General features: G+C 57.2%; 10 protein-coding genes. 1 reads left to right on the top strand and 9 read right to left on the bottom strand.

What is annotated here, in order from left to right; translation table 11 throughout:
• Positions 1-69: 69 nt before the first annotated feature.
• From ABJZ52_RS14580 to ABJZ52_RS14615, 8 genes are all read right to left on the bottom strand, one after another.
• On the bottom strand, positions 70-957 hold the full coding sequence (locus tag ABJZ52_RS14580) for a cation diffusion facilitator family transporter (protein ID WP_348187397.1): 888 nt from the start codon (positions 955-957) through the stop codon (positions 70-72).
• A 121-nt stretch (positions 958-1,078) separates the two neighbouring features.
• Positions 1,079-1,768: a DUF1223 domain-containing protein gene (locus tag ABJZ52_RS14585; RefSeq protein WP_348312096.1), complete on the bottom strand. Its 690-nt coding sequence runs from the start codon at positions 1,766-1,768 to the stop codon at positions 1,079-1,081.
• Positions 1,769-1,943: 175 nt separating this feature from the next.
• Positions 1,944-2,561, bottom strand: coding sequence for a DsbE family thiol:disulfide interchange protein (locus ABJZ52_RS14590; protein WP_348187395.1), 618 nt, complete (start codon positions 2,559-2,561; stop codon positions 1,944-1,946).
• On the bottom strand, positions 2,558-2,740 hold the full coding sequence (gene ccmD, locus ABJZ52_RS14595; RefSeq protein WP_348187393.1) for a heme exporter protein CcmD: 183 nt from the start codon (positions 2,738-2,740) through the stop codon (positions 2,558-2,560). The genes ABJZ52_RS14590 and ccmD overlap by 4 nt, the downstream gene beginning before the upstream one ends.
• A 5-nt stretch (positions 2,741-2,745) precedes the next feature.
• Positions 2,746-3,513, bottom strand: coding sequence for a heme ABC transporter permease (locus ABJZ52_RS14600; protein WP_348187391.1), 768 nt, complete (start codon positions 3,511-3,513; stop codon positions 2,746-2,748).
• Between the two features lie 74 nt (positions 3,514-3,587).
• The gene (ccmB, locus tag ABJZ52_RS14605; protein ID WP_348187389.1) at positions 3,588-4,259 is read right to left on the bottom strand and encodes a heme exporter protein CcmB; all 672 of its coding nucleotides are present in this window, start codon (positions 4,257-4,259) and stop codon (positions 3,588-3,590) included.
• Positions 4,256-4,918 (bottom strand): heme ABC exporter ATP-binding protein CcmA, encoded by a 663-nt coding sequence (gene ccmA / locus ABJZ52_RS14610; protein WP_348187588.1) that lies wholly within the window; start codon positions 4,916-4,918, stop codon positions 4,256-4,258. Before ccmA ends, ccmB begins: the two co-directional genes overlap by 4 nt.
• Before the next feature lie 171 nt (positions 4,919-5,089).
• A complete protein-coding gene (locus ABJZ52_RS14615; RefSeq protein ID WP_348187387.1) occupies positions 5,090-7,882 on the bottom strand; it encodes a bifunctional aconitate hydratase 2/2-methylisocitrate dehydratase in 2,793 nt (930 codons plus the stop codon).
• Between the two features lie 538 nt (positions 7,883-8,420).
• Here ABJZ52_RS14615 and acnA point away from each other — a divergent pair.
• On the top strand, positions 8,421-11,096 hold the full coding sequence (gene acnA, locus ABJZ52_RS14620) for an aconitate hydratase AcnA (protein ID WP_348187385.1): 2,676 nt from the start codon (positions 8,421-8,423) through the stop codon (positions 11,094-11,096).
• 81 nt (positions 11,097-11,177) lie between these two features.
• On the opposite strand, the gene ABJZ52_RS14625 is transcribed toward acnA, so the two are convergent.
• Positions 11,178-12,149, bottom strand: coding sequence for a hypothetical protein (locus ABJZ52_RS14625; protein WP_348187383.1), 972 nt, complete (start codon positions 12,147-12,149; stop codon positions 11,178-11,180).
• Positions 12,150-12,346: the final 197 nt, after the last annotated feature.

Below are 12,346 nucleotides of genomic sequence, written 5' to 3' on the forward strand. Positions count from 1 at the left end.
AGTGCTATTTCGAAAAACTTGGCAATCGCAAGGCTTTCTTCCAGATCAGGCGCTTCTGCGCCCAGGTGCCTAAAGCACGACAATTCCCGAGTGCTTGGCCTTGTGTTCCGGTTCAACATGGATCGTGACATGAGCGCCGGGCAAATCCTTGCCGACGGCTTGTTCGATCCGATCGCAAATGTCATGGGCGGTGTCGACAGACATTTCGCCAGGGACGACGAGGTGGAAGTCGACAAAGGTAACCCGTCCGGCGATGCGCGTTCTAAGATCGTGGGCCTCAAGGGCGCCGTCACCATGTTCGGAAATGAGGTCTTTGATCATTGCCTGGACGTCCTCGGACGCAGCTTCGTCCATGAGCCCGGAAACGCTCTCTTTCACCACCTGCCATCCGGTCCAGAGGACGTTCAAGCCAACCAGAGCTGCGAGCAGGGAATCAAGAATGTGCCATCCCGTTAGCACGACGAGAGCAACGCCAAGCAAGACACCCAGAGACGTGACTACATCGGTGACCAGATGCTTGCCGTCGGCGACAAGGGCAGGCGAGCGATTTGAGCGCCCGACCTTCAGTAGGATGGCGGCCCATGTTCCATTGATGACGGCTGCAAGCGCATTCATTCCCAACCCGGAGAGTGAATAGGTGACGCTCGAGGCGCCGACGTAGCCTAGCCAGGCGGCGCGGAAAATCGCGATGGCGGCGAGCACGATCATTACGCCGACAAGAACAGCGGCGAAATACTCTGCCTTGTCGTGACCGTAAGGATGATTGGAATCGGCAGGTTTGGACGCGAACCAGACCGCAAAGACCGCTGCGATAGAGGACGCAACGTTGACAATGGTTTCCAGGGCATCAGAGTAGAGTGCAACCGATCCGGTCAGACTATAGGCGGCGAATTTCATCGCCAGGACAATTAGTCCGATACCTATGCTGCCGAGTGCGACCTTGAACCTGAGGTCCATTCTGCCGGATCCCTTGTGCGTGACGCCGAGTCAGGCGCTGTCAACGGGCAAGGGGTATCAGCTTTCGGAGGGAGGGCAACCCCAAACAGCCAAGATGCACAACAGGATCTTGTGGCAGCCGCTAACTTGCCGGGTGCCAGTCGATTGTGCCGGCGCCGAGGATTGGTCCGGGGCCGTTCTCGTCTTCAAGCTGAATCAGGATCGCACAGCGTTTGCCGTTTGAGCGCATCAGCTCACTTTTTGGCATGCGGAAGGTTTCTGTTCCGCCCGACCACATGCCGATGGGATGAAGATTGCGCACCACATTGACATAGGTGATCGAAGCACCGGCGTTTTCGCCCCGGCCGACGGCAACTTCTTCCTGCTCGATCACGCTTGCGAAGAACACTGTCGCCATCTTGAAGCCTTCGGGTAGTTGTCCGACCACCTTTGCTTCAATTCCCAGATCGTTGCGCTTGAGCTCGACCTCGACGTTGAGCGGATTGGCGCGAGCCAGGGCACCTTCAACGGCTCGTGCGTTGCTGCCGACGACATGCTCGACGCCGTTGACGACGATCTGAGGGGTGTAGACCGACCGGTCACCACGACGCGCCGCGTAGGCACGTTGGCGGGCAGAGTTGTCGGGGCTGGCCAGAGTATCCCGCCAGCCTAGATAATCCCAATAATCAACCGGTAGCGAAAGCGCTAGCACATCACCGTTCTGTGCAAGCTGTTCCAAAAGGACGTCCGCTGGCGGACAGGATGAGCATCCCTGACTTGTAAAAAGCTCGGCCACAGCGATGGGTCCCGCCTGTGCCCCGAACACCATCATGGGCGCAAATATTATTCCGCTTGCAGCACTAAAAAGAGTTCTGCGCAAAATTTTGCGCAGGCGTTCAATGTGCATCCCCATAGGGGCTATCCTCATTGTTCCTGATGTAAGGAAGTTAGGGGTTGCACGGATAAAGAGCCAGTCACGACGCGGTGACTGACCTCGTTTTCAGATTTCAGTCTGCACCAGAGGGGCTGTCCAAGACCTTTTGTAACTCCGGCAGGAAAGTGCCCTCATATGCGCTCGCAGACAAAGGTCCGATGAACTTGTAGCGGATCATTCCGCTGGCATCGACGATGAAGGTTTCGGGAACGCCATAGACACCCCAGTCAATCGCGGCACGGCCCTTTTCATCCGCTCCGACCCGTTCATAGGGATTGCCGAGACTTCCCAGGAAACGGCGCGCGTTCTCCGGCTTGTCTTTGTAGTTGATACCAATCATCTGGAAGCCATCGCGGGTCGCGAGGTCTTCCAGGAACGGGTGCTCCTGACGGCAGGGTACACACCAGGACGCAAACACATTGACCACCGAAACCTTGCCCAGAAGATTTTCCCGCGAGAACCCCGGAACTATACTTCCGTTTTTGGTGAGGTCGGGCACCTGGGCGAGATCGGTCTCGGGCACGGGCCGGCCGATCAGCGCAGACGGGATAGTGCTAGGGTCGTTGCCGAGAGTCAGCTGAAACAGGAAAAGAGCGGCAAGGGCCGCGAAGAGAATCAGCGGCAGCAGGACAAGCACGGGAAGGCGGCGTTTAGGTGCGCCAGCTTCACGCGTTTCGTCGGAATTCGTCATTGGATGTCGGGCTTCTTTGATGTTCTGCGCGTCTTTGTAAGGCCCTGGCTCTCCAGATCCTTCAAGGTCGAATCAAGCTGTGACTTGTCCAAGCGCACCCATAGGATCAGTCCTGCAACAACGCCAAAGCAGATTGCGTAGGAGGCAATGATAAAGCCGGCGTGAGGCCCAAGATCCATCTGGCCTACTCCGCCGGTTGGAGGGTTGCTGACGCGCCAGCGGGACGGGCGGCGGAGGCCGCGCGTAAGCGAAGCGTACGGACGCGGCGGCGCAGGATTTCATTTCGCATGGCGATCAGATGGATCACGAAGAAAAGAAGTGTGAATGCAACCGCCATGACCGCCAACGGCAGCAGGATGTCCGGATGGATCGTCGGGCCGTCCATTCTCATGACACTTGCCGGCTGATGAAGGGTGTTCCACCAATCAACGGAAAATTTGATGATCGGCAGGTTCAGCGCGCCGACAAGGGTCAGGATCGCAGCGGCCTTGCCGGCCTTGATCGGATCTTCCATCGTCCGCCATAGGGCCATCAGGCCGAGGTACATGATGAAGAGCACCAGGACAGAGGTCAGCCGCGCATCCCAGACCCAATAGGTTCCCCACATCGGCTTGCCCCAAAGTGATCCTGTCACAAGGGAGATGAATGTGAATGCGGCGCCGATGGGGGCCGCGCATTTGGCTGAAACATCTGCCAGTGGATGCTTCCAGACCAATGTGCCAAGGGAAGAGATTGCCATGATCGAATAGCACATCATGGCCAGCCAGGCGGCAGGCACATGGATGTACATGATCCGCACGGTATCGCCCTGCTGATAGTCTTCGGGTGCAACGAAGAAGCTCATGTAGAGGCCGACTGCAAAGGCGATCGCACAGAGGCCGACCAGCCAAGGCAAAACCAGCTGCGTCAGCTTCATGAAGCGTGTCGGATTGGCAAAGTCCAAGATACCCATGGAAACGTTCTAATCTAGAGAGCCTGCTGCTTCAATGGGTAGGCCTGTCGCAGGTGTCACAGGGCGCCCCAACCTTAGTCTGACGAAAACCTCAGAGCGGCTGCTGAGGCGAATGGACCGACCACGAGGGAGATCAGCGACAGGGCGCAGAGGATCAGGAACGGGGTCATGAAGGGCACCGGATCATTGACTGCGGCATCAGCCGCGCTGACACCGAAGATCAGGACCGGGATTGTGAGCGGGATCACAAGGACTGCCAGCAGGAGCCCACCTCGGCGCAGGGTGACCGTAAGGGATGCGCCGATTGCGCCGATCAGGGTAAGTGCTGGCGTTCCTGCTGCCAGGGTCAGCGTAACAGCCCCAATCGCTGTGGGTTCCAGGTTCAGGAAGATCGCCAGAACCGGAGCGGCTGCAACCAATGGCAGGCCCGTTGCCATCCAGTGTGCCAGGCATTTGATCAGAACTACGAGTTCGAGTGGCCGTCCGGCCATGAGGATCAGATCGAGTGACCCATCGTCACGGTCTGCCTGAAACAGGCGGTCCAAGCCGAGCAGCGTGGCAAGCAGCGCGCCAATCCATAAAATGGCGGGTCCGATACGAGCCAAAAGATTGAGGTCAGGGCCAACGCCAAAGGGGATCACGGTGACCACGGCCAGAAAGAACAGGACGCCGACAAGCGCGCCACCGCCGACACGGACTGCGAGGCGCAGCTCGCGCTGAAATAGAGAAAGCGCCCAGCTGCTCATCCAATCTCCTCCAGTGGAGCCAGATCGTCTATGGACAAGGCCTCCAGATGCAGGCTCTGCAGAGGAGACAGGGAAAGCGGCGTATGCGTGGCGGTGACGATCATGCCACCACGGCGCAGGTGGTCATTCATCAGATCGATGAGCTGGGCCTCGGAGTTTGCGTCGAGTGCCGACGTGGGCTCATCCAGCAACCAGATCGGACGCGGAGACACAAAAAGGCGTGCGACGGCAAGGCGCCGGGTTTGGCCGGCGGAGAGGTAGGCTGCTGGCAATTCACTGGTGTGGCCAATGCCCAATTCCTCGAGAATGCCCTGCGCGACATATTCCTTCGGGTCGAAGTTGGAGACCTGAGCGGGAGTGGTGAAATCGCGCCAAAAGGCAAGGTTTTCCTTCACGCTCAACGCTGGCTTCACGGCGCTTTGGTGGCCGAAGTAGTGAGTGTGTTCTGCAACGCTGCGTTCGCTCTGCGCACCGTGAAGGTTCAGACTGCCTTCCGACAGTGAAACCAGACCAGCCAGTGTTCTGAGTAGCGAAGACTTGCCGACACCATTTGGACCGGTAACGACAAGCGCGTTCCCGCTTTCAAGCGAAAAGGAGAGCCCGGCAAACACCCTCCGGTCGCCGCGATCCACGGCCAGATTGTCAGCTATGAGTTTCAGAACGGCTCTCCGGACGACAAGGTCTCTTGCCTTGTTAGAGCGGAGAGAGCCCCGATGGCAAGTATGTGATCCTTCGCAGGTCGGGCAGCGCCTTGCCATTCTCGGCACGCCCTAACGGAAAAAGGCCGGCTTTGGAGGCCGGCCTTTTGGTGTTTTTGACTTTTTCAGCTCTTAGAAATGCATCGAGCGGGCGGTCGCCGGGGCCTGGAGAGGCGGGGCGAACTTGGTCAGGTCGATGCCTTCGACGGCTTCCTTGTACTCTTCGACAGTGGGTGTGCGGCCAAGGATTGCGGACAGCACGACCACAGGTGTCGAGGCCAGCAGGGATTCGCCCTTCTTGGTCTCGCTGTCGGCCACGACACGACCCTGGAACAGGCGCGTGGAGGTGGCGAGCACCGTGTCGCCCTTGGCTGCCTTTTCCTGGTTGCCCATGCAAAGGTTACAGCCAGGACGCTCGAGGTAGAGAATGTTCTCGTATTCGGTGCGTGCGGCAGTCTTGGGCGCATCGTCGTCGAACTCGAAGCCGGAGTACTTCTCAAGCGTCTCCCAGTCACCTTCTTCCTTCAACTCGTCAATGATGTTGTAGGTCGGTGCTGCGACGACGAGCGGAGCGTTGAACTCCACCTTGCCCTGGGCCTTTTCCAGGTTCTTCAGCATCTGGGCAACGATCTTGATGTCGCCCTTGTGCACCATGCAGGAGCCGACGAAGCCCAGGTCGACCTTTTTCTCCGCGTCGTAGAAGGAGATCGGGCGAATGGTGTCGTGGGTGTAGCGCTTGGAGACATCGATGTTGTTGACGTCCGGATCGGCGATCATCGGCTCGACGATCTTGTCCAGGTCCACCACCACCTCGGCAAAATACTTCGCGTTGTCGTCGGGCATCAGCGCGGGCTCTTCGCCTGACTTGATTTCGGCAATGCGCTGATCTGCCTTGGCGATCAGCTTGGCGAGCATGCCGTTGTCATGCTCCATGCCCTTGTCGATCATGATCTGGATGCGCGATTTTGCCAGCTCAAGAGATCCGATCAGAGTCTCGTCGTTGGAGATACAGACAGAGGCTTTTGCCTTCATCTCTGCAGTCCAGTCGGTAAAGGTAAATGCCTGGTCAGCGAGAAGCGTGCCGATGTGGACCTCGATCACGCGGCCCTGGAACACGTTGTCGCCATGCTGTTCAAGCATCTGCGCCTGTGTGGCGTGCACCACATCCCGGAAGTCCATGTGATCGGCCATCTTGCCCCTGAATGTGACCTTCACCGATTCAGGGATGGGCATGGACGCTTCGCCAGTCGCCAGAGCGAGGGCCACGGTGCCGGAGTCCGCGCCGAAGGCTACGCCCTTGGACATGCGCGTGTGGCTGTCGCCGCCGATGATGATGTCCCAGTCGCTGACGGTAAGGTCGTTCAGCACCTTGTGGATCACGTCGGTCATGGCGTGATAGGCGCCCTTGGGGTCACGGCCGGTGACCAGGCCGAAGTCGTTCATGAACTTCATCAGGCGCGGCGTATTGGCCTGGGCCTTGAGGTCCCAAACGGAGGCCGTGTGGCAACCTGACTGGTAGGCGCCATCGACAATCGGCGAAACGACGGTGGCGGCCATGGCCTCCAGTTCCTGCATGGTCATCAGGCCGGTCGTGTCCTGCGAACCGACGATGTTGACCTTCACTCGGACGTCCGAGCCTGCGTGCAAGGTCTTGCCTGGGGTCACGCCGACAGCGTTCTTGTTGAAGATCTTTTCAACCGCCGTCAGGCCCTGTCCCTCGTGAGAGATTTCCTTGGACGGTGCGAAGACGAGAGGAGCCTCGATACCGAGTGTTTCGGCTGCAAGGGTCTGCAGCTTCTTGCCGAAGACAATCGCATAGGATCCGCCAGCCTTCATGAACTCTTGCTTCTGCGGCGTGAAGGACGATGACATGTCGACCAGCTCTTCGTCACCGGCTTCGTTGTAGAGCTTCTGCTTCTTGGTGTTGATCGTCAGGACAGTGCCAGTCTCAACCGAATATTTCTGCTCCAGAACAGGGTTGCCGTCGTTGTTGAGGATCGGCTTACCGTCTTCATCGAGCTTCTTGGCCCAGTTCTTCAGATCGACACCAATTCCGCCGGTCACGCCGACTGTTGTCAGGAAGATTGGGGAAATGCCGTTGGTGCCGGCAACAATCGGTGCGTAGTTGACGAAAGGCACATAGGGGCTGGCCTGCTTGCCGGTCCAAAGCGCCACGTTGTTGACGCCTGACATACGCGAGGACCCAACGCCCATGGTGCCCTTTTCGGCGATCAGCATCACGCGCTTGCCTGGGTGTTGCAGCTTCAGCGCTTCGATTTCCTGCTGTGCCTTTTCCGAAATCAGGCACTTGCCGTGAAGTTCACGGTCGGCGCGTGAATGGGCCTGATTGCCCGGGGACAGAAGGTCGGTGGAGATATCGCCCTCGGCTGCAATGTACGTGACGACCTGGATCTCTTCGTCCATCTCCGGCAACTTTGTGAAGAACTCTGCTTTTGCGTAGCTCTCCAGAATGTCGCTGGCGATCGCGTTGCCGTCTTTATATGCCTTTTTGAGGCGGTCAGTATCCGCATCGTAGAGGAACACCTGGGTCTTCAGAACTTCGGCTGCGCTCTTCGCATTTGCTTCGTCGCTGCCAAGTGCCACATCGATCAGCACTTCGACAGAAGTGCCGCCCTTCATGTGGGACAGGAGTTCGAAGGCAAAGGCCGGTGTGATTTCCGCCACGGTGATCTCGCCGAGGATGATCTCCTTCAGGAACTTCGCCTTGACGCCAGCGGCACTCGTTGTGCCCGGCAAAGTGTTGTAAATGAAGAACTTCAGGGAATCTTCCCGGTGTTCGTTCTTCAGGTCCTTGATCTGTTCGACGATTTCGGCAAGGAGAGCGCCATCATCGATGGGTTTTGGGCTCAATCCCTGGGTTTTTCGAGTGTCAATTTCTTTGAGATAGTCTGCGTACAAGCTCATGATGGTTCGGCGTCCTCGTGATCGATGTAGCTTGCATACCGGATCGCAGTAAATAAAGGCTAGCCGGGACAAGCTTGCTGGCCACTACATAATTCAGTATACAATGGTATGCAATATCTTTCAGGCGTCGCAGGCCCCGGTTTTGGCCGTGGGTGAACCACTTCTGCGATTGAGCGAGCGGCTGGTTTTTTCGTGGGGCCTGCAACTGGAACCAAGTCCTCGCCCGGAAGTTTGACAAGGAAGCGAAAGCAGTTCCTTTGGCTGCCTCTTTGCCCTTGCAGCCTTCTCCGGCAGGCGACGGCGGCGCGTCATTTCGACCGGTCCGCAGCGTCATATCTGGTGATAACTGCCCAAATTGGGTATAGGGTCAGTGCAAGGTTTGCAGGGACAAAAATGGGGGAGAGGCTCTGTTGGCGTCCGTTGAGCAAGGCCCATATGGGCAGTACGGATTTCCCCTCCCGGAAATCCGCGAGTTTCTACACAGGTGGCCGGCAGGACGCGGCCTGGCCGCCACGGACCTTTGAGGAGAACGCGCGCCGTGACCCAGTCCCTTGATACTTTCAAGTCAAAAAAGACACTGACCGTTGGTGGCAAGAGCTACACCTATTTCTCCATTCCCGACGCCGAGAAGAACGGCCTGGAAGGCGTGTCCAGGCTGCCGTCGTCCATGAAGGTCGTTCTGGAGAACCTGCTGCGGTTCGAGGATGGCCGTACCGTTACGGCTGACGACATTCGTGCCGTTGCCCAGTGGTTGGTCGAGCGAAAGTCGAACCACGAGATCGCCTACCGGCCTGCCCGTGTGTTGATGCAGGATTTCACCGGTGTTCCTGCGGTGGTCGATCTGGCCGCCATGCGTGATGCGGCAGTGAAGCTTGGCGGCGATCCCAAAAAGGTCAATCCGCTTGTGCCCGTCGATCTGGTTATCGATCACTCGGTCATGGTCGATTATTTCGGCACGCACGATGCGTTCAAGCGAAACGTCGAGATGGAATATGAGCGCAATGGTGAGCGCTACGAGTTTCTGCGCTGGGGTCAGTCCGCTTTTGACAATTTCCGCGCGGTTCCTCCCGGAACGGGCATCTGTCACCAGGTGAACCTGGAATACCTGGCTCAGACCGTCTGGACGAAGGAGGAGAACGGCGAGACCGTTGCCTATCCCGATACGCTGGTCGGAACGGATTCCCATACCACCATGGTCAACGCCCTGGCAGTTCTGGGCTGGGGTGTCGGTGGGATCGAGGCGGAAGCCGCCATGCTCGGCCAGCCGATCTCCATGCTGATTCCGGAAGTGATCGGTTTCAAACTGACCGGCAAGCTGAACGACGGCATTACCGCCACGGACCTCGTGCTGCGCGTTGTCGAAATGCTGCGCCAGAAGGGTGTTGTCGGAAAATTCGTGGAATTCTACGGCGAAGGCCTCGATCATCTGTCGCTTGAGGACGAGGCCACCATCGCCAATATGGCGCCGGAATATGGCGCGACTTGCGGGTTCTTCCCGGTCGACAACGACACCATCGGCTACCTGAAAGCTACGGGCCGTGAAGCTGATCGTGTTGCACTGGTGGAAGCCTATGCCAAGGCCCAGGGCATGTTTCGGACCGGTGGCGAGGAACCCGTCTTCACCGACACGCTGGAACTCGATATCTCCACGGTTGTTCCGGCCATCTCCGGCCCCAAGCGTCCACAGGACCGCATCAACCTTGCCGATGCAGCATCGGGCTTTGCCAAAACCATGGAAACCGAATTCAAGAAAGCTGCCGATCTTTCAAAGCGGGTTGCGGTCGAAGGCAAGGACCATGATCTCGGCAATGGCGACGTTGTCATCGCAGCGATCACGTCTTGCACCAACACGTCCAACCCTTCGGTTCTGATCGGTGCTGGGCTTCTGGCCCGCAATGCCCTGGCCAAAGGGCTGACCGTGAAGCCATGGGTCAAGACCTCGCTGGCACCGGGCTCCCAGGTCGTGACCGACTATCTGGAAAAGGCCGGCGTTCAGGATGATCTGGATGCGCTGGGCTTCACGCTGGCGGGCTATGGCTGCACCACCTGTATCGGCAATTCCGGACCGCTCGATCCGGCGATTTCCAGGGCGATCAATGATAACGACCTGATCGCCTGTTCGGTGCTTTCCGGCAACCGCAACTTCGAGGGCCGGGTCAATCCGGACGTGCGCGCCAACTACCTGGCTTCGCCGCCGCTGGTTGTCGCTTATGCCATCGCGGGCAACCTGAATGTCGACATCGTCAAGGATGCCATCGGCACAGACAAGGACGGCAACCCGGTGTATCTCAAGGACATCTGGCCGTCGACGGCCGAGATCACCGATCTGATCCGCAGCTCGATCACCGAAGAGATGTTCCGTCAGCGCTATGGCGATGTCTTCAAGGGTGACGAACACTGGCAGTCGATCAAGGTGGAAGGCGGCATGACCTATGGCTGGCCGGCGGCCTCGACCTATGTTCAGAACCCGCCGTATTTCGAAGGCATGACCATGGAACCCAAGCCGCTCGAGGACATCGAAGGTGCTGCGGTCATGGGGCTGTTTCTGGACTCGATCACCACCGACCACATCTCTCCGGCCGGCAACATCAAGGCCGACAGCCCTGCTGGCACCTACCTCGCCGAGCACCAGGTTCCGGTGAAGGATTTCAACTCCTACGGTGCCCGTCGCGGCAACCACCAGGTCATGATGCGCGGCACCTTTGCCAACATCCGCATCAAGAACCAGATGGTGCCCGGCGTCGAGGGCGGCGTCACCATGAAGGACGGCGAGAAGAAGTGGATCTATGACGCTTGCATGGAATACCAAGAGGCTGGCACACCCCTGGTCGTCTTCGCGGGCAAGGAATATGGCACGGGTTCGTCGCGTGACTGGGCCGCGAAGGGCACCAAGCTGCTCGGCGTGCGCGCGGTCATCGCCCAATCGTTCGAGCGTATCCACCGCTCCAACCTGGTCGGCATGGGCGTCGTTCCGCTGACCTTCAAGGAGGGTGAAAGCTGGCAGTCCCATGGCATCACCGGCAAGGAACGTGTCACCATCAAGGGCATTGCCGACATTCAGCCGCGCCAGATGATGGACGTCGAGGTTACCTATGAGGACGGCACCACCAAGACCATCGAGTGTCTCTGCCGTGTCGATACGCTCGACGAGTTGGAATACATCAAGGCCGGCGGCATCCTGCACTATGTGCTCAGGAATCGTGTAACGAGTTAAGCTCCGGCTCAGGGATCCAGAGAAGGATGTAGTCTGTCTTCTCTGGATCTAAAGTAAATCTAGCGCTTCAATATAGACGGATCATTCGTACTTTTTTACTTCATTTATCCAGTAATTATACGAGGTCTGTAGAGAAGTTGGAATTCTTGCCCCGGCAAGAAGGCTAACAATTTCGGCAAATCTCTTTCTACAAAGTGCGTGGTTCTTTATTTTATTGCCAGAGATAGTTTTGCTGTTTGGAATTGAGAACATTAATTCCAAAGCTCTAGGTGAGAAGTCTTTTATCATGCTTTCGTAGTGGGTATTTGCGGCGCGCGATACGCCGTACTGATTTCCTATTGCGCAAGAGATTATAGTTTCGACAAATTTCGATCTAACACTGTCAGGTACGACGGAAGCCCCCACAATTTCGTGCAGTCGAGCTGCGAAGGGCGGTTCGTTATAAAAATTGTTCATACCCTGATGAGCGCCATACAGTCGATCACACGCGGCAGAAACTATGGAGTGACGCTCTGCTTCTGACAACATACCGATCATGTCGAAACGGGTGAAGAAGTCCCGAGAAGCGCTAGCTTTTGTCTCCTCGCCTTTCCCTACATAAAGTTGGTGCTGATCAATAATTGCGGCTGGAATTCCATCCAGCTCTACTGCTGCTCTGAAGAGTGTTGCGCAGTTAGTTCTCGCGCTTTGACCTAGGGCTTCATCGCAGTACATTCCGTGAAGGGCGGCTGCGATTAGTTCTCTTTGTGCCGAATGGGTGCCCTTTATCGCAGCTGACCAGTAGGTTGTTTGGTCGGAATTAAATTGTGTTGATTTAATTGCTGATATCAATTCATTAAAGTTTACGCCTGCCGGGACATTTACATCGCTCAACGCCGCACGGGCGCACCGGCTAATGAAATTTACAACTTCATCTTCATCAAGCGCTCCAACTGCTGGGTGCGCTGCAGAGAAACTATTTCTTATCGCTCGGCATTGATCGAGCTTAAAGTAACCTTCTTCAGTTATTAAATTTAGCTCAAGGCACAATTTTAGTAGCTCATGATCCATCATCTCAACGAGTTTTGTCTCGTCGAGAGTGCGTGAGGTAAGTTGAGCGACAATTGGTAGTGAACCGCCCCGGGTTTGCCGGAGGCTGTTTGGTTTAAGTTATGCTGCCACCGCCGGTTGATCCTGCGTGGCGTAGTATCGTTCCTCCGCTTCAGCCGGAGGGATGTTTCCTATGGTCTCCAGAAGACGCCGGTGATTGA

Origin of the sequence: Roseibium sp., assembly GCF_039982295.1 — a bacterium.
GTDB lineage: Bacteria > Pseudomonadota > Alphaproteobacteria > Rhizobiales > Stappiaceae > Roseibium.

Excerpts from the sequence above, each read along its gene's own strand:
- ABJZ52_RS14585 (WP_348312096.1), bottom strand. The coding sequence starts at position 1,768 with ATGATGGTGTTCGGGGCACAGGCGGGACCCATCGCTGTGGCCGAGCTT.
- ABJZ52_RS14580 (WP_348187397.1), bottom strand. The coding sequence starts at position 957 with ATGGACCTCAGGTTCAAGGTCGCACTCGGCAGCATAGGTATCGGACTA.
- ABJZ52_RS14625 (WP_348187383.1), bottom strand. The coding sequence starts at position 12,149 with ATGATGGATCATGAGCTACTAAAATTGTGCCTTGAGCTAAATTTAATA.
- ccmD (WP_348187393.1), bottom strand. The coding sequence starts at position 2,740 with ATGGATCTTGGGCCTCACGCCGGCTTTATCATTGCCTCCTACGCAATC.
- ABJZ52_RS14615 (WP_348187387.1), bottom strand. The coding sequence starts at position 7,882 with ATGAGCTTGTACGCAGACTATCTCAAAGAAATTGACACTCGAAAAACC.
- ABJZ52_RS14590 (WP_348187395.1), bottom strand. The coding sequence starts at position 2,561 with ATGACGAATTCCGACGAAACGCGTGAAGCTGGCGCACCTAAACGCCGC.
- ccmB (WP_348187389.1), bottom strand. The coding sequence starts at position 4,259 with ATGAGCAGCTGGGCGCTTTCTCTATTTCAGCGCGAGCTGCGCCTCGCA.
- ABJZ52_RS14600 (WP_348187391.1), bottom strand. The coding sequence starts at position 3,513 with ATGGGTATCTTGGACTTTGCCAATCCGACACGCTTCATGAAGCTGACG.